Below are 19,548 nucleotides of genomic sequence, written 5' to 3' on the forward strand. Positions count from 1 at the left end.
GTATCCGGCCACTGGCCGAGTGAAAGGGAGATCCGGTGAAGTCGAACGACACCGCAGTACTGGTGACGGTGACGGGACCCGACAAGCCGGGCGTGACCTCGGTGCTCTTCGCGGCACTGTCTCGGCACGACGTGAGCCTTCTCGACGTGGAGCAGGTGGTCATTCGCGGCAGGCTGACCCTCGGTGTTCTGTTGACCTGTCCACGCGATCCCGAAGCGCTTCAGGAGGAGCTCGAGGACGCCATGGCCACGGTCGGGGTCCATGTGGACGTCGAGATCGGGGCCGCGCAGAGTGGTGGTCGGAGTTTGGGCACCCATGTCGTCGTCGTTCTCGGGCGACCTGTGACCGCGCGAGCGTTCAGCACCATCTCGCGCGAGTTGGCCCGTCAGGGCGCGAACATCGACTCCATTCGCGGAGTTGCCGACTACCCCGTGACGGGCCTCGAACTGCAGGTGACTGCAACCGACACGTCGCCGGACGCCGATGTCGCACTCCGCACCGGTCTTGCGGCGATCGCAGCGGGAATCGGTGTGGACGTCGCAGTGGAAAGGGCCGGCATCGCGCGTCGATCGAAGCGGCTCATCGTGTTCGACGTCGACTCCACGCTGGTCCAGGGCGAGGTCATCGAGATGTTGGCTGCACGTGCCGGCCGCGAGGACGAGGTCAGGGCTGTCACCGAAGCGGCGATGCGCGGTGAGATCGACTTCACGGAGTCGCTCGAACAGCGGGTGGCCGTACTGGCTGGTCTCGATGAATCTGTCATCGACGAGGTGGGAGAGAGCCTGGAGCTGACGGCGGGGGCACGGACCACCATTCGGACTCTTCGGCGACTCGGGTTCGCGTGTGGAGTCGTCTCCGGAGGTTTCCGGCAGGTCATCGAAGGTCTGGCCCACGAGCTCGAACTGGATTACGTCAAGGCGAACACTCTCGAGATCGTCGACGGCAAACTCACCGGCCGGGTGATCGGTGAAGTGGTCGACCGAGCGGCGAAGGCGACCGCACTACGCGAATTCGCAGCACAATCGGGAGTGCCGATGGAGCAGACGGTGGCGGTCGGCGACGGAGCCAACGACATCGACATGCTCACTGCGGCCGGCCTCGGCGTCGCCTTCAACGCCAAGCCTGCCTTGCGCGAAATTGCCGACACCGCCATTTCGCATCCGTACCTGGATGCGGTGCTGTTCATCCTCGGCGTCACTCGCAACGAGATCGAAGCTGCGGATGCTGTCGACGGGGGAGTCCGTCGCGTCCCGATCCCATGAGCAGCGCGCACCCGGCCGGCAATCCCGAAGTCGGCAATCCCGAATTCGAGGATGCGACAGGTGAGGTGACCGGCGAGAACGATGCCGAAGAGTTCTCGGCCGAGAACACGTTCGACTCGCGTCACGCCGAACTCGCCCGTGGGTACGGGGGAGCCGAGGATCCATCGGACCCGGCGGACGTACTGGCCATGCCGTTGGTCCTGCACATCCCGAAGACGGATCCGCCGTTGCGCAGCGAGTTGCTCGAGGCAGCCGCCCGGGCCACGGTGATGCTGTGCCTCGACCCGCGTGTGGGTTCAGGCGCCTCGTGGCACGATGCCTTCACAGAATGGACGTCGGCTCGAATTCGCAAAGTTGCCCGTCGGGCACGGGGTGCGCAATGGACTGCCGCACAGGATGTCCCGGGGGTCACGATCGACGTGGGCGGTGCATCGGCACGGGCATTGGTTCCCGGTCGCGTCGGGGACCTCGATCCGAGGATAAAGCGCCTGCAGATCGGTGGCACCGACGTTCCATCCGACGAAGCACCGCCGCCGGCGGCGGGCCCAGTGCTGTGGGTCGATGCTTCGTTGTCCATGACGGTGGGCAAGGCTGCCGCTCAGGTGGGGCATGCCTCGATGTTGCTGGCCGGAGCGATGAGCGTGGAGGAGTGCCGAGAGTGGGCGTCGGCAGGCTACCCGTGCTCGGTGCGTCCGGCCGATCCGCAGCAGTGGGCCCGTGCACTGGACGAGGTTCGGGGCGGGCGTGCCGTCGCGGTGCGGGATGCGGGTTTCACCGAAGTGGCCCCTGGCTCGACGACGGTGATCGCCGTTCGCTGAGTCGGCGTGTTTCAGTTGGGGGTCCACTGTCGTAGAACTGGCTATCCATAACGTATCCAGTACTGCCGGAGACTGGGAGCATGTTCACCTCACCACTTCGCGCAGTCGTCGGCCGTCGTCTCCCGTCCAGGTTGGCTGCCCTCTACGTCGGGCTGTGGCTGTACGGGGCGTCCATGTCCTTGATGATCGCCGGTGGTCTCGGTGTCAATCCCTGGGATGTGTTTCATCAGGGCCTCGAAAGCCACGTCTCGCTCAGCTTCGGAACCATCACCGCGATCACCGGAGTGGCCGTCCTGCTGATGTGGATTCCGCTGCGGCAACGTCCGGGTTTGGGGACCGTGAGCAACGTCGTGGTGATCGCAGTGGCCGTGGATGCGACGTCGGCACTGTTGCCGCATCTCGACGGACTCGTGATTCGATCGCTGGCCATGGTGTCGGGAATCGTGGTGAACGCCTTCGCCACGGCCCTGTACATCGGTGCCGGAATGGGCCCGGGCCCACGTGACGGTTTGATGACCGGTCTGGTGGCCAGAACCGGGTGGTCGATCCGGCTCACCCGTACCGGAATCGAGTTGACCGTCGTGCTCACCGGTTGGCTGCTCGGCGGCACGCTGGGCCTGGGAACGGTGCTCTACGCTCTCGGGGTCGGTCCGCTCGTGCAGCTGTTCATGACCTACCTGCCCGCGCTGCGGAACACCAGCACCGTGGAGCCGGTCACCGATATCGTCGAACCTGCCTCCAGCGCAGCCGTATTCGGCGGCACTCCGTCCGGGAACGAGGAATCGAGTACCGGGACGAACCGGGACGTCGACCAACTCGGGCAGGCAAGGGTGATCTCAGCGGGTCCGCCCGAGTGGAGGATCAAGAGCGAACTCGCATCGTCGACCTGCCCGCCGTCCGAGTTGTAGGAGCGGACGTCGGAACCGTCGACCCACGCCGTGATCGTGCGTACCGAGTCGTCGTTCCACCGATCCGTATCGAATTCCCTACCGGCAGAGTCGAACCACACCAGGTCGGGTCGACCGGTCGGAGTGGCACGGCCGGTGAAGAATTCCTGCTGTCGTAGCGTCGGAGCGCTCGCTCGGACACGGAGCAACCGACCGACGAATCGAATCATGTCCTGATCGGCGCTGTTCCAGTCGATCGCCCAGGAGTCCTCGATCGGTGAATCCTGGGGAACGCAGTACGCGTTGTTGTTGCCGGACTGCGTGTGGCCCAGTTCGTCGCCGGCAAGCAGCATCGGCGTGCCGGTCGAGAGGGTCAACGTGGCCAGGAGAGCGCGCACGTGGCGACCACGCGCGTCGAGTACGGACGGATCGTCGGTCTCGCCCTCGACACCGTGGTTGACCGAGGAGTTGTTGTCGGTTCCGTCTCGGTTCTCTTCGCCGTTGGCTCCGTTGTGCTTTCGTTCGTACGACACCAGGTCGCGGGCGGTGAATCCGTCGTGTGCGGTGACGAAGTTGATCGACGCCCACGGCAGTCGGCGGCTACCCGCGAACAGATCCTCGGAACCGGCCAGGCGGGAGGCGAGTTCACGGACGCCGTGCTGGCCCGCCCAGAAGCCCCGAACCGTGTCGCGGTAGCGATCGTTCCATTCCGACCACGCCACTCCGAAGTTACCGACCTGGTAGCCGGCGCCGGTGGCATCCCACGGCTCGGCAATCAGCTTGACCTGGGCCAGAAGGGGATCCACGGCTATCGCGGTCAGTAGCGGTGCGCGAGGATCGAATCGCCAACCACCGGGCCGGCCGAGAGTACTCGCGAGGTCGAACCGGAACCCGTCGACGCCCATCTCGTCGACCCAGTAGCGCAAGCTGTCGCACACCATGCGCACGACCGCGGGCGACGCCGAGTCGAGAGTGTTGCCGCAGCCGGTCAGGTCGACGTCCGATCCGCGTCCGTCGAGAAGGTAGTAGCCGGGAGCGTCGAGGCCGCGCCAACTGATCGACGGCCCGTCGACCGAGGACTCGCACGTGTGGTTGTAGACGACGTCGAGGATCACCTCTATCCCCGCGCCGTGCAACGCGTCGACCATGGTGCGGAACTCGTCGACCTCGTCGCCGGGAACGGCGGCGAACCGTGGATCCGGCGCGAAGTACGCCCCCGTCGAGTAACCCCAGTGGTTCCGCATTCCGCGGGCGCGCACGCCGGGCTCGGTGAAGGTGGTGTGGACCGGCAGCAGTTCGACCGACGTGATGCCGATACGTGCGAGATGTTCGAGCACCGCGGGTTGGGCGAGTCCCAGGTAGGTGCCGCGAAGATGTTGGGGAACAGCAGGATTGCGGGCAGTGAACGATCCCACGTGCAGCTCGTAGAGAACGGTGCGGTCCCAGGGCACGGACGGGCGCGCCGGTCGACCGGCGTGAGCGAGAGGTGCGCGAACCACGGCGAGGGGGAGGTGCCCGAGCGAATCACGAGTGCTCGGCACCCCGAACGGATCGTCTTCGTACGCCAACAGAGCCGACGGGTCTCCGAATTCTCCGCTGACCTGACGGGCGGAGGGGTCGAGCAGAATTTTCGCACCGTTGAATCGACGCCCCGCGTGCGGATCCCACCGGCCGTGCGCTCGGAAGCCGTATCGGTCACCGGGTCGAACGCCCGGAACGAATCCGTGTCGAATTCCGAACGTGCTGGTCGTCAGTTCTACTCGCCGTTCGCCGCCGTCGGGATCGATCAGGCACACCTCGACGCCGTCGGCCTCGGGCGCGTGGACTGCAAATTGAGTGCCAGTCGACATCACCGTGGCACCGAGGGGGAACGGCGATCCAGGTGGATTGGAGCCAGTTTCCTGGTCCTCTGTTCGATGGGCGCTGGCGGGCAGATCGTGATTGGGCGACACGCGTGCACATCCTGCCGTGAATGCAGGGTCGATGTGCGGGAAGATAGGCGTCGTGTCTGAACCGGATCCCGACCTGCTCGTAGATTTCACCGATGTCGTCGTCCGCCGTGGTGGTGTGACCTTGGTGGGGCCCGTCACCTGGAAGGTGGAACTGGACGAACGGTGGGTCGTCCTCGGGCCGAACGGTGCCGGAAAGACGTCGTTGCTGCGCATCGCAGCAGCCGAGATCCATCCGACGTCGGGTGTCGCCCACGTTCTCGGCGAGGTCATGGGCAAAGCCGACGTCTCCGAACTTCGGCCACGGATCGGGTTGTCGTCGTCCTCGCTGGCCCACCGCATTCCAGCCGACGAGCTCGTGTCCGATCTGGTGGTCTCCGCCGGGTACTCCGTGCTGGGACGCTGGCGCGAGAAATACGACGCAGTCGACACCGAGCGCGCTGTGGAGATGCTGGAAAGTCTCGGTGCCGAGCATCTCGCCACACGCACCTACGGCACCCTCTCGGAAGGCGAACGCAAGCGGGTTCTGATCGCGCGTGCGTTGATGACCGACCCCGAACTGCTGCTGCTCGACGAGCCTGCGGCGGGTCTCGACCTGGGCGGTCGCGAGGAACTGGTGTCACGTCTTGCCGATATCGCCGCCGACCCGGATTCCCCTGCCACCGTGCTGATCACCCATCACGTCGAGGAAATCCCCCCGGGTTTCAGTCACGCGTTGCTGCTCAAGGAAGGCGGTGTGGTGGCCCAGGGGCTGGTGGACGATGTCATCACCGCGGAGAACCTCACCGAGGCGTTCAGCCAGTCGATCGCGCTCGACCGTGTCGATGGCCGCTTCTTCGCCCGTCGCACTCGGGCTGCCGGTGCGCACCGACGCTAGCGCTGGACCGCCCCGATCTCGCGGAGCTGCTCAGCGGTACGTTGCCTTTCATGAGCTCGAACAGTGCTGCCGATCACGTACCTGCGCGTGACGCCTCGACAGTCATCCTGATCCGTGACGGACGCCTCCGTTCCGAGATAGAAGTATTTCTTCTCGAACGGGTCGGCGGAATGGCGTTCGCGGGCGGAATGACGGTATTTCCCGGAGGCGGTGTCGATCCATCGGACGCCGCGGCCGACGTGGGATGGGCAGGCCCACCGCCCACGTGGTGGGCCGAACGCCTCGGAACCGACGAGGGCAAGGCGCAAGCACTGGTGTGCGCCGCGGCGCGCGAGACGTTCGAGGAGTGCGGTGTGCTCCTGGCCGGGTCGGCACCGGATTCCATCGTTGCCGACACTGCTCCGTTCGCCGCGGAGCGAGGTCGACTCGAGCGCCGCGAACTCTCGTTCGCCGAATTTCTCACCGCACACGACCTGGTGTTGCGCTCGGACCTGCTTCGGCCGTGGTCGCACTGGATCACACCGGTGGGCGAAGCGCGACGGTACGACACCCGGTTCTTCGTCGCAGTGCTCCCGGAAGGCCAGAAGGCGGACGGGGAAACCAGCGAAGCAGCATCGGTGAGTTGGCGTTCGACCGGTGATGCTTTGGCGGATTGGCGACAGGGAAACACCATCCTGCTCCCACCGACCTGGAGCCAATTGGACGCACTGTCTCGGTTCGACACCGTCGCCGACGTAGTCGATCACGAACGTGACATCACCCCGATCCTGCCGATTCTCAGCCGTGAAGACGGCGCGGTCCGGGTGATCTTCGACGGGGACGACGCGTACTACGCCGGAGCGCGACATCCCTGGGCCGATCGCTGAACTGTCGCCGGGTAGCCTTTCGGCCCATGGCTGAGTTCGTGAATCTCGAAGTATCCGACGGTATCGGCACCATCCGCTTGGACCGACCGCCGATGAATGCACTCGATCGTCAGATGCAGGAAGAGATTCGTTCGGCGGCTCGGGAAGCGACCGTGAACACCGACGTCAAGGCGGTCGTCGTCTACGGCGGCGAGAAGGTGTTCGCGGCCGGTGCGGACATCAAGGAGATGGTGGCGCTGTCGGCGGCGGAAATGGCGGAGATCGCCGGAGACCTGCAGTCCGCTCTGGGCTCGCTGAGCACCATCCCCAAGCCGGTAGTCGCTGCCGTGACCGGATACGCGCTCGGCGGTGGACTCGAGGTCGCCCTCGGCGCCGATCGTCGAATTGCCGGAGACAACGCCAAGTTCGGTGTCCCCGAAGTGCTCCTCGGTGTCATTCCCGGCGGCGGCGGCACTCAACGACTCGCGCGGCTGATCGGCCCGAGTCGAGCGAAGGACATGGTCTTCACCGGCCGCTTCGTCGGCGCGGAGGAGGCCCTGCGGATCGGTCTGGTGGACGAGGTGGTGGCCCCCGACGAGGTGTACAACGCGGCGCGGGCGTGGGCCATGCAATTCACCAAGGGCGCATCGCGGGCGCTCGCCGCCGCAAAAGCGTCGATCGACCAGGGACTCGACGTCGATCTCACCAACGGCCTTCGGATCGAGGCCCAGCAGTTCGCGGCGCTGTTCGCCACCGACGATCGCACGATCGGGATGGAGTCCTTCGTGGCCGACGGCCCGGGCAAAGCGACCTTCACCGGGCGGTGACGCAATCCCCGTCGACCGACGGAGTTGTTTCACAGCTACCGGATAGTAGGCTCGCCTGATGACTGCAAGCCCCCACGACGGTGTGAATCGATCGATCTCCAGTGTGACGGCCCCGGCCGAGGCCGACGACCGGACGGTCGATCCTGCCCCGAACCCGCACGCCACTGCCGAACAGGTCGAGGCCGCGCGATCGGACACCAAACTGGCGCAGGTGCTTTACCACGACTGGGAAGCCGAGACCTACGACGACAAATGGTCGATCTCCTACGACGAGCGTTGCATCGACTACGCCCGCGGAAGGTTCGATCAGGCTGTCTCCGGGGATGCCGACGCGCAGGCCGCTCTGCCGTACGGCCGCGCCTTGGAGTTGGGCTGTGGAACCGGTTTCTTCCTGCTCAATCTGATGCAGGCGGGTATTGCCGACAAGGGCTCGGTCACCGACCTGTCACCGGGAATGGTGAAGGTTGCACTGCGTAATGCCGGGCACCTCGGTCTCGACGTGGACGGCCGAGTTGCCGATGCCGAGACCATTCCGTACGACGACAACACGTTCGATCTGGTGGTCGGACACGCTGTGCTGCATCACATCCCGGACGTCGAGCAGTCCCTGCGCGAGGTGTTGCGCGTGCTCAAGCCCGGCGGGCGGTTCGTCTTCGCGGGCGAACCCACCACCGTCGGCAACTTCTACGCTCGCTGGCTCGGACGCATCACCTGGGAAACGACCACTCGCGTGACGAAGCTGCCGTTCCTGGCGAGCTGGCGCAAGCCGCAGGAAGAGCTCGACGAGTCTTCTCGAGCCGCTGCGCTCGAGGCCGTGGTCGACCTGCACACATTCGATCCCACCGACTTGGAGAACATCGCGCTGTCGGCCGGTGCCGAGCGCGTGCAGGCGAACACCGAAGAGTTCGCCGCCGCCCTGCTCGGCTGGCCGGTGCGGACCTTCGAGGCAGCCGTTCCCGCCGGCAAGCTGGGCTGGAACTGGGCGAAGTTCGCCTTCGGCGGTTGGAAGACACTGAGCTGGGTCGACGAGAACGTGCTGCAGCACGTGGTGCCGCGCGGGCTGTTCTACAACGTGATGATCACCGGCACCAAACCTGCTCCTCGCGCTTGATCGGCTCGGACCGCCGCAGACTCCGAGTCCGCTAGTGGGCTACGAATTCACCGGCACCGACCTCGACTTCCTACGAAGCGAGGCCGGTGCCGGAGCTCTTGCTGCGGTCGACCATCTCGAGCTGAACGCTCGAACCTCGGTGCGCGACACAGCGTCGGTGCGCACTCGCTTCCCCGACCACGCGAGTGCCCTGACCGAAACCGTCACGGTCCGCCGCAAGGCCCGAGTGAAGTTGTTCGAGTCCGATCACTGGCTGGTGACCGACGACGCCGTCCAGCAAGCCACTCCGACACTCGTGGCGCGCAGGCGTGCCGAGCGACTGGCCGGTCGTCGAGTGCACGACGTCACGTGCTCCATCGGCAGTGAACTGGCCGTGCTGGTCGGATCGGCGGAGCTGGCGGTGGGGAGCGATCTCGACCCGATCCGGCTTCGGATGGCCGCGCACAACGTGCCTGCCGCCACCCTGCTGCGGGCCGACGCACTGACACCGACGACGCGGGGGACCGTCGTCGTGGCCGATCCCGGCCGCCGAGCGGGCGGGCGGCGACGCCATGATCCGGCAGCGCTGCAACCTCCGCTACCGGACCTGTTCGACGCCTATCGCGGCCGAGATCTGGTCGTCAAATGCGCGCCCGGTCTCGACTTCGACGCTGTCGATTGGCCTGGCGAGATAGAGGTGGTCTCGCTCGACGGAGGAGTGCGCGAGGCCTGCCTCTGGTCGGAAGGGCTCAGCGAGAAGGGTATTCGGCGTCGTGCGGCAGTTCTTCGCTCCGATGGCAGCTCAATGGACATCACCGATGCGGAATCCGACGACATTCCGGTACGGCCGCCAGGGCGCTACATCGTCGACCCCGACGGTGCAGTGATCAGGGCCGGTCTGGTTCGTCACTACGGGGCCAGATTCGGTCTGTGGCAACTCGATCCGAGAATCGCATACCTGACCGGCGATACGGTACCGGCCGGGGTACGTGGCTTCCGGGTTCTGGAGCAGTCGAAGTTCTCCGAGAAAGTGCTTCGGCAGCAACTGAATCGGATGGATTGCGGCTCGGTCGAGATTCTCGTGCGCGGAGTCGACGTGGATCCCGCGCTACTGCGGCCCAAGCTCAAGCTTCGCGGAACCGTCGCGCTCTCGGTGGTCATCACCCGCATCGATCGGTCCGCGGTGTCCTTCGTCTGCGCGCCCGGGGCGATCGATCAGCCGGTGTAGGTGAAGATTTCACCCAGGTAGCTCGCGGTGACGACCTGCCCGTCCGGCCCGATGGACGTGCCGACTGTGCCGCCGACGACGTCGGGGACAGGCTGTGAGTTCACTGTGTTGCCGGTAGCCGAATCGAACGTGAGCAGCGCCAGTCCGTCGCCGTCGCGGACGACGGTATGGCCGCGGCCGTCTGCGGATTGTGCTGCTGTTCCTGCTTGCTCGATGTCGTCGCGCACCCACGCCCGCTCGACTGAATCGCCGTTGTCGCGCAATCCGATCAAGGTGCCGTCACCTCCGGCGGGGACGATGGTGCCGTCCGCGGCGATCGACGGGGACGCCCCGACTCCGAGTCCGGTGCCCTCGGTCCACTTCTGACGCCCGTCTGCGGTGTCGAACGCGGTCAACCGGCCGTCGACGTCGGCCACGTAGACCGTCGACCCGTCCTCGGACAGCACCGGAGACGACGCGACTCCCGCGGGCAAGAGGTCCGACGACCAGCGTTCGGTGAGTCCGGGGGAGCCGTCGCGGTTGTACTGCAGTGAAACAAGTTGCGGCGCAATCGAACCCGGACGCCACAGTGTGAGATAGATCGCTCCGGTTGCGGTGTCGACCGCGGGTGCTGCTGGTACGACGCACTCCGACCCTCCCGCACTGCACTCGGCGAGCCCGGTGTCGACCGGCTGAAAATCGGAGTTCGGATCGGTGAGGAAGTTCGGCGTCGGAACGAGGTCGAGGATGGGCACTCGAAGCTGCCCGTTCTGGGTGTCCAGAACGCTGACCTGACCCATCTGGGTCACCGAGAGCACGCTCCCGTCGCCGAGGAACTGTGCCGATTTCGGTACCCCGTACACCGGTGTCCGCCAACGAAGTTGCCCGTGATCGTTGTACGAGTTCATGCCGCCGTCGTCACCGATGTACACGTTGATCGCGGAGTCGACGGTAGGCGTTGCCGTCACCACCGATGGCCCGACGCGATTGCACCAGCGCTTGCGAGCGGAGTCGATCTCGAAGGAGAAGAGGTTGCACCCGGATTCGGTGGCTGCGGTGACGAACATCTGGCCCGTCGAGCCGATGGACACCGGAGAGCTCACGGTGCCGCCGGTGGGCCGCGTCCAGTCCAACGTGAGGGGAGAGTCGACCGACACTGCGGTCGATCCACTGTTGTGCGCGTTCGCGTGGGAGGCTGGCCACGAATCGGGTGAGAGCGGTTCGATGGCGGCGGTGTCGGAACTGCAGCCGCTCAATGTCACCAGCACAACCGCAGCGGTGAACGCAGTGACCTTTCTGCCGGTCCTGCCGTGGGCACTGACGCCGTGCATCGATCGCTCCCCATGAGGTCTTCCGTGCCCGACGCGGTGCCGGGGCGTCCTGTTCTCCTGCGCCGACTGGCAACAGTCGACAGGCAACCCTAGCCCGCCGACGGGTGCCGGCAGAGAGCGGGCGAACGAGAAACTAGGGTGAACGACCATGACGAGTATGTGGAACGCGCCGCTGCGGACACGCTGGCGCGGGTCGAGACGACGCGATACAGAGCAGGCGCGTTTCCTGACGCGTGCGTCCCTCGATTGGGTGCTCGCGAACAAGGCGTACACGCCCTGGTATCTCGTGCGGTACTACCGACTTGCGAAGTTCAAGATGGCCAACCCGCACGTGATTCTGAGGGGCATGGTGTTTCTCGGCAAGAACGTCGAGATCCACTCCACCCCCGAGCTCTCGCGTCTCGAGATCGGGCGCTGGGTACACATCGGCGACGGCAATGCCATTCGATGCCACGAGGGTTCGCTGCGGATCGGTGACAAGGTGGTGTTCGGCAAGGACAACGTCGTCAACACCTACCTCGACATCGAGATCGGCGCGTCGACGCTGGTGGCCGACTGGTGCTACATCTGCGATTTCGATCATCGGATGGACGACGTGAACATGCCCATCAAGGACCAGGGAATCGTGAAGGGGCCCGTGCGAATAGGGCCGGACACCTGGGTCGCCGCCAAGGTGACCATTCTGCGCGAGACCAGGATCGGGCGCGGCTGCGTACTCGGTGCCCATGCGGTGGTCAAGGGCGAGATCCCCGATTACAGCATCGCCGTCGGTGCCCCGGCCAAAGTCGTCCGCAACCGCAAGGACGCGTGGGAAGCCGGTGCCGCAGAACGCGCGAAATACATTGCGGCGCTGGAGGACATTGCACGCAAGAAGGCCCTCGGTCAGGCCGAGGCGGCGCGGGAGAGCTGACAGTCAGGTGCGCGGAACTTCGTCGCCCACTACGAAGTTCAGTGCACGTCGGGTGGCTCAGGTACGGCCGGGGAGAGCGCGTTCGACGATGTGCGGACGGCCCAGCGGATGGCGAACCTTACGCTTGGCTTCCAGGTAGACCCGGGCCGTCGCCTCGGCGACGTGTTTCCAGTCGAAGTCGACATCGAGGCGTTCTCGAGCCGCTACCGCCCGTTCCTGCGCGGCGTCGGCGTTGTCGAGCACCTTCCGCACGGCCGCGGCGAGCCCAGCGACATCCGCGGGCGCGAAGGACAGACCGGTGACACCGTCGACGATTGCTTCGCCGAGGCCGCCTGCGGTGGACGCGACCAACGGTGTGCCTGCGGCCGCGGCCTCGAGGGCGATGATGCCGAACGGTTCGTATCGGCTCGGCAGGACGATGGCGTCGGCTCCGTGCAGCCAACCGAGCAACTCGGTGTGGTCCAGGTTGCCCAGGAACGACACTGCCCGGCTCACCCGGTGTGTGCGCGCCAGCCCCGCCAACCAAGCGAACTGCGTTCCCTCACCGGCGATGTGCAGAGTGGTACCCGGGTGGCTCCGCCGAATACGGGGGAGGGCGGCGATTGCGTCCTGGATGCCCTTCTCGTATTCGAGCCGGCCGACGTAGAGCAGCTTCGCGGGCTCGGATCGGGGCTCTCGTCGTCGGAAGGTCCAGGTGGATCCGTCGATTCCGTTGCGAATGACCGAGACCGACGACTCGGACACACCGAACAACGTGGTCACCTCGTCTCGCATCGACGCCGAGCAGGTGATGACCGCATCCGAGTCGTTGGCCAGCCACCATTCGACGGAATGCACCTGACGGTTGACGGGACCGGAGATCCAGCCACTGTGACGTCCGGCCTCGGTGGCGTGGATGGTCGAGACGAGCGGTACGTCGTAGAACTCGGCCAGAGCGATGGCGGGGTGCGCAACGAGCCAGTCGTGGGCGTGGACGACGTCGGGCTGCCAGCCCTCGCCCAGACCCGGCTTACCCAGCGCGACACCGGCCCGGACCATCGCGTGACCCATCGCGAGGGTCCACGCGAGCATGTCTTCCCCGAAGACGAAGTGAGCCGGGTCCTCCGCGACGGCAACGACGAGAACGCCGTCCTCGATGTGATGCGAGGTCGGGTGCGTGGCGGCGTCGGTTCCGGTGGGTCGACGCGACAGGACGACGACCTCGTGTCCGCAGCGGACCAGTTCGGTCGCCAGGTGATGAACGTGGCGGCCGAGTCCGCCGACCACGACGGGTGGGTATTCCCACGACACCATCAGAATCTTCATCGACGTCCCCCTGCAGTTTCAGGCTCGCTGCCACGGTGCGCGCCGGGTAGGCGGCGCGCGTCCAACGCGGGGAACAATCCGTCCGCGCGGTTCCACTGCCTCGCCAGTTCGGCCGCTCGGGTTGTCGAACCGCCGATGGCCGCAGCAGCGATCTCGCGCAGAGCATGCGCGTGAACGTGCGCGCGTTCCCGCGCATAACCGGCGGCGGAGTCCTTGCTGACCATGAATGCCCAGTCGCTGGCCACTGCCATCAGTGTCTCACGCAGTATCTGATCGCTGACCCGATTGCGGAGTTCCGGCCCACCGTTGCTGCGTCGGTGCTCCCGAGCGGAATCGACGGCGTCGAGCGCGGTCCGGGAGACTTCGGAATTGAGCGCAACGAGGTCGGCGACATCGTCTCCTGCCCACACCCGCCAGTCCTTGCCCGATCCCCACGAGGAATCCTGTAGTTCGAGCGGTGCACCGACGTACCCCTGCTCGCGCGCGTCGTTCAGCGTGCCGACAGCGATTCCGGCGGCCGGGAGTGCGCGCATGAGCTTCTCCAACCACTGAGGGCCCTCGTGCCACCAGTGTCCGAACAGCTCGGTGTCGAATGCGGCCACGACCAGAGCGTCACGGCCGATCCGATCGGATTCCGAGACGAGGCGTCGACGAACCACCTCCACGAAGTCTGCGACGTGGCGGTCCACCGTGGCCGCAGCCCGTGCGGGATCGTAGGGGGCCTTGTCGTTCGAGGCGACGGTGCGGCCGGTGACTCGGGCGGGTTTGAGGCCGGTGTCGTGATCGTAGGTGTGGAAGTCGCGGTAGGAACCGTGTCCCGGATAGCCCGATTTGGGTGACCAGACGCGATAGCTGACCGGAAGATCTCGGCCGAACGCGACGACGCCCGAATCCCACACCGGCCTGCCGAGCGAGGTGTCGCCGCGCATCGCGGGGCCGTCGACCATGAAGTGCGAGACTCCGGCGGCCGCGTACTCGGTTTCCATGCCGGGTGTGAAGCCGCATTCCGGTGCCCAGATGCCCGACGGGGCGGTGCCCCAGCGTGCGCGAGCGTCCAGCAAGCCCTCCCGGAGGGAGAACTCTCGCAGACGCGGATGGAGCAGTGGCTGGAACGGGTGCGCGAGCGGGCCGCCCAACAACTCGACCGTCCCGGCGTCGAGCAGCGGCCGAAGCACTGCGGATCCGCCGTGCCGCCAGCGTGTCTCGAATTGTCGGAGGGCAGCGGCGGCACCTCGGTGTTCGCGAACGGACAGGTCGCGATCGGCCGCTTCGTGGGCCCGCAGTTGCCAATTTCCGAGCCAGTGATGCATACCCGACAGGCAGTGTGGATCGTCGAGTTGGGCGGCCAGAACCGGGGTGACACCGAGTGACAGCACATCGGTGTGGCCGTCGTCGGCCAGTCGCTCGAGGGCCGCGGTGAGCGGCAGGTAGCAGTCGGCCCACGACTGGTACAGCCATTCCTCGCCGACGGGCCATCTGCCGTGATTGGCCAGCCAGGGGAGGTGGGAGTGCAGCACCAGAGAGAACATGCCCGGCACGGTGGTGCCGGATGTCACCCGATCACCGAACTCGAGCTCTTGTTGGCGATCGCAACCAGGTCGAGGCTCTCGTCGATGCGGTCGGCGGCGATCTCGAAGTCGTCGATCGTGATCGCCGCGACGTCGTCGGCAAGCTCGGTCGGCCACGGCTCGCCTGCCAGAGCCCGTTCGATCTGCGCGTCGATGAAGGAGCCGCCGTGTTTGGCATCGAGGGCGGCCAACGTACTGCCGTGTCGGACCCCGGTGAGTTGGGTTACCTCGAGGCGAGCGTCGACGAGAAGTTCGGTCAGCTCGGCGGCGTCGAGTTCGCGGGTGTGGAACGGGTTGAGCGGTGTGTCGCGGCCCGGCGAGAACGTGATTCGGTTGGGTGTGCTGATCAGGAGCGTGCCGCCGGGTTTGAGAATCCGATGCACTTCGGCGAGGAACGCTCCCTGGTCCCACAGGTGCTCGATCACTTGGAAGTTGACGACGACGTCGACGGTGGAATCAGCGAACGGAAGGCGGTCGAGGTTGCCGCGCAGCATTGTCACCCGGGGGTAACGCGCACGCACGTGCGTGGCCGCAGAGGCGTCGTAGTCGAGACCGATGACATGCGTTGCAACATCGGCAATCATGTTGGCTCCGTAGCCTTCTCCCGATCCGGCCTCGAGTACGGTGCAGTCTCGGCACCGCTCGACCAGAGCTCGGTAGACCACCTCGTGTCGGCGGAACCAGTAGTTCTCCTCGGCGATACCCGGCACTGTTCTCTCGCCGGTGAGGGGGAGTGGTTCCGGTACCGGTGCCTGAGCCGAAGAATCGTTCACCGACGGAAGGTTAGTGGAGGCGTGGGAGAGGTAAGCCAACGTGGTCTCCGTAACAGTCGGGGCGCAGATGTATGGTCGGACGGACGAGGAGGTAAGTTACCCATGAGTAACTACGGTGAGGTAACCTCGTCCCAGGCCGTAGAACTGCACCACCAGAACTGCACGAACCGTTAGAACACTCACGATCAGCAGAACATGACCAGGAGGTCGACGCAGACCCATGACGAACATCGTTGTTTTGATCAAGCAGGTTCCAGACACGTGGTCCGAGCGCAAGCTCACCGACGGTGACTACACCCTCGATCGCGAGGCCGCCGACGCGGTGCTCGACGAGATCAACGAGCGGGCCGTCGAAGAGGCATTGCTCATCAAGGAAGCGCAGGGCGGTGAGGTCAAGGTGCTGTCCGCAGGCCCCGATCGCGCCACCGATGCGATTCGCAAGGCGCTGTCGATGGGTGCAGACAGTGCAGTGCACCTCAACGACCCGAGCCTGCACGGCTCCGACGCCATCCAGACCGGGTACGCCCTGGCCGCGGCGTTGGGCAACGTCGCATTCGAGAACGACGAGCCGGCCGATCTCATCATCGCCGGCAACGAGGCCACCGACGGACGCACCGGTGCAGTCCCCGCGATCATTGCCGAATACCTGCAGATCCCGGCACTGACGCAGCTGCGCAAGCTCACCGTCGCCGACGGCAAGGTCACCGGCGAGCGCGAGACCGACGAGGGCATCTTCGGCCTCGAAGCCACGCTGCCCGCCATCGTGAGCGTCACCGAGAAGATCAACGAGCCTCGCTTCCCGTCCTTCAAGGGCATCATGGCCGCCAAGAAGAAGACGGTGCAGACCATCACGTTGGCCGACATCGGTGTCGAGGACGGCATCGTCGGAGTCGACAATGCGGGTACGACGGTCACCTCGTCGACCCCCAAGCCTCCCAAGACTGCCGGCGAGCGGCTCACCGACGAGGGCGACGGCGGCGACAAGATCGCCACCTACCTCGTAGGCCAGAAGATCATCTGATCCCGCCCCACCGAGCAATCGAAGACAAACGAGGAGCAAGTCATGGCAGAAGTACTCGTGCTCGTGGAGCACGTCGAGGGAACACTGAAGAAGGTCAGCTCCGAGCTGATCACCGCCGCTCGCGCACTGGGTGAGCCGTCCGCGGTCGTCACCGGTCCGGTCGGCACCACCGACAAGGTCGCCGATGCGTTGGCCGAAGCCGGTGCCGGGAAGATCTACGCCGCCGAGTCCGACGACATCGACGGATTCCTGGTCACCCCGAAGGTCGACGTCCTGTCGGCACTCGCGGAGTCGGTCTCGCCTGCGGCGATCATCACCGCGGCCACGATCGAAGGCAAGGAAGTTGCGGGACGGCTCGCAGCGCGCCTGGGCTCGGGCTACCACAACGACGTCGTGTCGCTGAACGACGACGGCAGTGCCGTCTACTCGATCTTCGGCGGCGCGTTCACCGTCGAGGCCAAGGCCAACGGCGACGTTCCGGTCATCTCGCTGCGTCCCGGCGCAGTCGAGGCCGAGCCGAAGGCCGGAGCAGGAACTCGTGAAACCGTCGAGGTCCCGGCGCAGGAAGACGGCACCGTCAAGGTCACCTCGCGTGACCCGATCGTGGGCGGCGACCGTCCGGAGCTCACCGAGGCGACGGTCGTCGTCTCCGGTGGACGTGGCGTCGGCAGCGCCGACAAGTTCTCGGTCGTCGAGGCGCTCGCCGATTCGCTCGGTGCCGCAGTCGGTGCCTCGCGCGCCGCCGTCGACTCCGGCTACTACCCCGGCCAGTTCCAGGTGGGCCAGACGGGTAAGACCGTCTCCCCGCAGCTGTACGTTGCACTCGGCATTTCCGGAGCCATCCAGCACCGCGCCGGAATGCAGACCTCGAAGACCATCGTCGCAGTGAACAAGGACGAAGAGGCTCCCATCTTCGAGATCGCCGACTACGGCATCGTCGGTGACCTGTTCAACGTCGCGCCGCAGCTGACCGACGCAGTCAAGAAGCACAAGGGATAGCAAGTATCGCTGTTCTCCGAACAGGCCCTCACCGCACGAGCGGTGAGGGCCTGTTGCGTCGAGCTGCGCAACCTTGTTCACGCAAACTCTCCCGACACGTTTCCCCGACGATGCCCGGTGGTCTTCCCCGGTCGTTAGACACACCTCATGACCACTTCCGTCATGAGCTCGACTGCATCGATCGTCCCGGCCACCGACCGCTACTCACTCGTGTTGTCCACCGACCCGGAGCACCGACTCGCGGCGCAGCGTTTGCGCTACGACGTGTTCGCGTCCGAGCCGGGATTTGCTGTTCCCACCGACCCCGACGGCCTCGACGCCGATCGGTTCGACGAATTCTGTGACCACCTTCTCGTCCGTGACCAGTGGACCGACACGTTCGTCGGCTGCTACCGCATGTTGCCGCCACCGGCCGCGGTGGCCGCAGGCGGCTACTACACGGCAACCGAATTCGATATCTCCGCACTCGATCCCGTCGGTATGAACATCGTCGAAATGGGTAGAGCCGCAGTACATCCCGACCATCGGTCCGGATCGGTCCTCGGCCTGATGTGGGCGGGAATATTGCACTACCTCGATGTGACGGGGTACGAGTGGGTGATGGGCTGCGTGTCGGTTCCCATGCAATCCGCACCGGGTGAACCTCTCGGGGCCAATGTCCGAAGCGTGCGAGACCGCCTGTTGGGCAAGCATGCAACGACGCCCGATCGACGGGTCAGGCCCTACTCTCCGGTCGTCGTCGACGGAGTCGACCTGGTCGACATCGCACCTGCGAAGCGAACGTCCATGCCGCCGTTGATGAACGGATACCTCCGACTCGGGGCCTCCATCTGCGGTGAGCCTGCACACGACCCCGACTTCGGTGTGGCGGACTTCGTCGCGTTGCTCGGGCTGCACGAGGCCAACACCCGCTATCTCGATCGGTTGCGTTCGGCTGCAACGACATTCGAGTCGGGTGCCCGGTGACGCAGCCGATCGTGCACGCCCATGCGTGGATGCCGTCGTCGCCGTGCAGCGACGGCTGTCTACCGAAGAACCCGCCGACGGTGAGACGGATCGTTCTCGTCCTGCGCGTCGCGCTGGCACTGACTGCTTTCGGATTGCTGCCGGTGTTGGTCGTACTCGGCGTGCCCTTTCCTCGGGTTCGTCGGTCGCTGACGCGTCTCGGCTCTCGGATGCTGTTGCTGGCCATCGGTATCGACCTCACAGTCCTCGATGCCCGCTCGGACCGGGAACGATCTCGAACATCCGGGGGAGCTCTGCATGTCTCCGGGCACATCTCCTGGACAGACGTGATCGTGCTCACCGCTGTCCGGCCCTCGACCTTCGTTGCGCGCGCCGACCTGGTCGACTGGCCGGTGCTCGGACGGCTGGCGCGGGCCATGAAAGTGCTCCCCATCGATCGAGCCCGCCTGCATCAGCTGCCCGGTGTCGTCGAGCAGGTGGCCGACCGAGTCCGAGAAGGTGGATCGGTCGTCGTTTTCCCCGAAGCCACCACCTGGTGTGGGCGCGCCTACGGCTCGCTGCGCCCGGCGTTGTTGCAGGCGGCCATCGATTCCGAGACCTGGGTGCAGCCGATCCGGTTGCGGTACCTCGACCGAACCGGAGAGCAGACCACGGCGACCTGCTTCGTCGGAGACGAAACCATCGGCGCGTCCATCGGCCGGATCTTCCGACTTCGAGGACTGCGGGCGGAAGTGGAGTTCACGGCACCGGAGGCACCTGGCAGCGACAGGCGCGACCTCGCTCGCCGCTGTGAGGTGGCGATTCGTCGCGACGACGTGTACGACCCCACAGTGCACCAGGTCACAGTGCGCGAGGTCGTGGCCGAAGCCGAGCGCCGCCCGAGTGCGCCGACGGTAGCGGCAGCCTGACCGAA

The 19,548-nt window shown here is 65.8% G+C and carries 17 protein-coding genes; 12 read left to right on the forward strand and 5 right to left on the reverse strand.

What is annotated here, in order from left to right; translation table 11 throughout:
• Positions 1 to 35 precede the first annotated feature (35 nt).
• Together serB and ACQR3T_RS04905 are read left to right on the forward strand one after the other, a co-directional pair.
• The gene (gene serB / locus ACQR3T_RS04900; protein WP_032376971.1) at positions 36 to 1,262 is read left to right on the forward strand and encodes a phosphoserine phosphatase SerB; all 1,227 of its coding nucleotides are present in this window, start codon (positions 36 to 38) and stop codon (positions 1,260 to 1,262) included.
• Positions 1,259 to 2,080 (forward strand): peptidyl-tRNA hydrolase, encoded by an 822-nt coding sequence (locus ACQR3T_RS04905; RefSeq protein WP_428692672.1) that lies wholly within the window; start codon positions 1,259 to 1,261, stop codon positions 2,078 to 2,080. Before serB ends, ACQR3T_RS04905 begins: the two co-directional genes overlap by 4 nt.
• A gap of 673 nt (positions 2,081 to 2,753) precedes the next feature.
• Here ACQR3T_RS04905 and glgX read toward each other — a convergent pair.
• The gene (gene glgX, locus ACQR3T_RS04910) at positions 2,754 to 4,901 is read right to left on the reverse strand and encodes a glycogen debranching protein GlgX (RefSeq protein WP_428693058.1); all 2,148 of its coding nucleotides are present in this window, start codon (positions 4,899 to 4,901) and stop codon (positions 2,754 to 2,756) included.
• A 49-nt stretch (positions 4,902 to 4,950) separates the two neighbouring features.
• Between glgX and ACQR3T_RS04915 the strand changes: the two genes are divergently transcribed.
• The 5 genes from ACQR3T_RS04915 to ACQR3T_RS04935 are packed head-to-tail and all read left to right on the forward strand — an operon-like array spanning position 4,951 to position 9,783.
• Positions 4,951 to 5,793 carry an ABC transporter ATP-binding protein gene (locus ACQR3T_RS04915; RefSeq protein WP_032378168.1) on the forward strand — a complete coding sequence of 281 codons (843 nt, stop codon included), beginning with the start codon at positions 4,951 to 4,953 and terminating at the stop codon, positions 5,791 to 5,793.
• Positions 5,794 to 5,843: 50 nt separating this feature from the next.
• A complete protein-coding gene (locus tag ACQR3T_RS04920; protein ID WP_428692673.1) occupies positions 5,844 to 6,659 on the forward strand; it encodes an NUDIX hydrolase in 816 nt (271 codons plus the stop codon).
• Positions 6,660 to 6,685: 26 nt separating this feature from the next.
• On the forward strand, positions 6,686 to 7,465 hold the full coding sequence (locus ACQR3T_RS04925) for an enoyl-CoA hydratase/isomerase family protein (RefSeq protein WP_032376973.1): 780 nt from the start codon (positions 6,686 to 6,688) through the stop codon (positions 7,463 to 7,465).
• 58 nt (positions 7,466 to 7,523) lie between these two features.
• A complete protein-coding gene (locus ACQR3T_RS04930; RefSeq protein ID WP_032403129.1) occupies positions 7,524 to 8,576 on the forward strand; it encodes a class I SAM-dependent methyltransferase in 1,053 nt (350 codons plus the stop codon).
• Between the two features lie 34 nt (positions 8,577 to 8,610).
• The gene (locus tag ACQR3T_RS04935; protein WP_428692674.1) at positions 8,611 to 9,783 is read left to right on the forward strand and encodes a THUMP-like domain-containing protein; all 1,173 of its coding nucleotides are present in this window, start codon (positions 8,611 to 8,613) and stop codon (positions 9,781 to 9,783) included.
• Here the strand turns inward: ACQR3T_RS04935 and ACQR3T_RS04940 are convergent.
• On the reverse strand, positions 9,771 to 11,093 hold the full coding sequence (locus ACQR3T_RS04940; protein ID WP_428692675.1) for a PQQ-binding-like beta-propeller repeat protein: 1,323 nt from the start codon (positions 11,091 to 11,093) through the stop codon (positions 9,771 to 9,773). The two genes, ACQR3T_RS04935 and ACQR3T_RS04940, sit on opposite strands and share 13 nt — an antisense overlap.
• Positions 11,094 to 11,241: 148 nt before the next feature.
• On the opposite strand from ACQR3T_RS04940, the gene ACQR3T_RS04945 reads away from it, so the two are divergent.
• Positions 11,242 to 12,003 (forward strand): acyltransferase, encoded by a 762-nt coding sequence (locus ACQR3T_RS04945; protein WP_428692676.1) that lies wholly within the window; start codon positions 11,242 to 11,244, stop codon positions 12,001 to 12,003.
• Between the two features lie 57 nt (positions 12,004 to 12,060).
• Here the strand turns inward: ACQR3T_RS04945 and ACQR3T_RS04950 are convergent, their stop codons facing one another.
• From ACQR3T_RS04950 to ACQR3T_RS04960, 3 genes are read right to left on the reverse strand one after another with little or no spacing between them, the layout of a single operon-like run.
• The gene (locus ACQR3T_RS04950; RefSeq protein WP_428692677.1) at positions 12,061 to 13,308 is read right to left on the reverse strand and encodes a glycosyltransferase family 4 protein; all 1,248 of its coding nucleotides are present in this window, start codon (positions 13,306 to 13,308) and stop codon (positions 12,061 to 12,063) included.
• Complete coding sequence (locus ACQR3T_RS04955) at positions 13,305 to 14,837, reverse strand: 1,4-alpha-glucan branching protein domain-containing protein (protein WP_428693059.1); 1,533 nt, start codon at positions 14,835 to 14,837, stop codon at positions 13,305 to 13,307. Before ACQR3T_RS04955 ends, ACQR3T_RS04950 begins: the two co-directional genes overlap by 4 nt.
• Positions 14,838 to 14,860: 23 nt before the next feature.
• Positions 14,861 to 15,649 (reverse strand): class I SAM-dependent methyltransferase, encoded by a 789-nt coding sequence (locus ACQR3T_RS04960; RefSeq protein ID WP_230594498.1) that lies wholly within the window; start codon positions 15,647 to 15,649, stop codon positions 14,861 to 14,863.
• A 220-nt stretch (positions 15,650 to 15,869) separates the two neighbouring features.
• Between ACQR3T_RS04960 and ACQR3T_RS04965 the strand changes: the two genes are divergently transcribed.
• The 4 genes from ACQR3T_RS04965 (at position 15,870) to ACQR3T_RS04980 (ending at position 19,543) form a co-directional block, all read left to right on the forward strand.
• Positions 15,870 to 16,670: an electron transfer flavoprotein subunit beta/FixA family protein gene (locus ACQR3T_RS04965; RefSeq protein ID WP_032376980.1), complete on the forward strand. Its 801-nt coding sequence runs from the start codon at positions 15,870 to 15,872 to the stop codon at positions 16,668 to 16,670.
• 42 nt (positions 16,671 to 16,712) lie between these two features.
• The gene (locus ACQR3T_RS04970) at positions 16,713 to 17,669 is read left to right on the forward strand and encodes an electron transfer flavoprotein subunit alpha/FixB family protein (RefSeq protein ID WP_428692678.1); all 957 of its coding nucleotides are present in this window, start codon (positions 16,713 to 16,715) and stop codon (positions 17,667 to 17,669) included.
• A 147-nt stretch (positions 17,670 to 17,816) separates the two neighbouring features.
• Positions 17,817 to 18,635: a GNAT family N-acetyltransferase gene (locus ACQR3T_RS04975; RefSeq protein WP_032376982.1), complete on the forward strand. Its 819-nt coding sequence runs from the start codon at positions 17,817 to 17,819 to the stop codon at positions 18,633 to 18,635.
• Positions 18,632 to 19,543 carry a lysophospholipid acyltransferase family protein gene (locus ACQR3T_RS04980; protein WP_428692679.1) on the forward strand — a complete coding sequence of 304 codons (912 nt, stop codon included), beginning with the start codon at positions 18,632 to 18,634 and terminating at the stop codon, positions 19,541 to 19,543. The genes ACQR3T_RS04975 and ACQR3T_RS04980 overlap by 4 nt, the downstream gene beginning before the upstream one ends.
• Positions 19,544 to 19,548: the final 5 nt, after the last annotated feature.

The organism is Rhodococcus sp. IEGM1428, assembly GCF_050321865.1.
In the GTDB taxonomy this organism is placed as follows: Bacteria; Actinomycetota; Actinomycetes; order Mycobacteriales; family Mycobacteriaceae; genus Rhodococcoides.

Coding starts and splice junctions, on each gene's coding strand:
- ACQR3T_RS04945 (WP_428692676.1), top strand. CDS start 11,242: ATGACGAGTATGTGGAACGCGCCGCTGCGGACACGCTGGCGCGGGTCG.
- ACQR3T_RS04930 (WP_032403129.1), top strand. CDS start 7,524: ATGACTGCAAGCCCCCACGACGGTGTGAATCGATCGATCTCCAGTGTG.
- ACQR3T_RS04965 (WP_032376980.1), top strand. CDS start 15,870: ATGACGAACATCGTTGTTTTGATCAAGCAGGTTCCAGACACGTGGTCC.
- ACQR3T_RS04920 (WP_428692673.1), top strand. CDS start 5,844: ATGAGCTCGAACAGTGCTGCCGATCACGTACCTGCGCGTGACGCCTCG.
- ACQR3T_RS04955 (WP_428693059.1), bottom strand. CDS start 14,837: ATGTTCTCTCTGGTGCTGCACTCCCACCTCCCCTGGCTGGCCAATCAC.
- ACQR3T_RS04950 (WP_428692677.1), bottom strand. CDS start 13,308: ATGAAGATTCTGATGGTGTCGTGGGAATACCCACCCGTCGTGGTCGGC.
- ACQR3T_RS04925 (WP_032376973.1), top strand. CDS start 6,686: ATGGCTGAGTTCGTGAATCTCGAAGTATCCGACGGTATCGGCACCATC.
- ACQR3T_RS04915 (WP_032378168.1), top strand. CDS start 4,951: ATGTGCGGGAAGATAGGCGTCGTGTCTGAACCGGATCCCGACCTGCTC.
- ACQR3T_RS04970 (WP_428692678.1), top strand. CDS start 16,713: ATGGCAGAAGTACTCGTGCTCGTGGAGCACGTCGAGGGAACACTGAAG.
- ACQR3T_RS04940 (WP_428692675.1), bottom strand. CDS start 11,093: ATGCACGGCGTCAGTGCCCACGGCAGGACCGGCAGAAAGGTCACTGCG.
- ACQR3T_RS04905 (WP_428692672.1), top strand. CDS start 1,259: ATGAGCAGCGCGCACCCGGCCGGCAATCCCGAAGTCGGCAATCCCGAA.
- ACQR3T_RS04975 (WP_032376982.1), top strand. CDS start 17,817: ATGACCACTTCCGTCATGAGCTCGACTGCATCGATCGTCCCGGCCACC.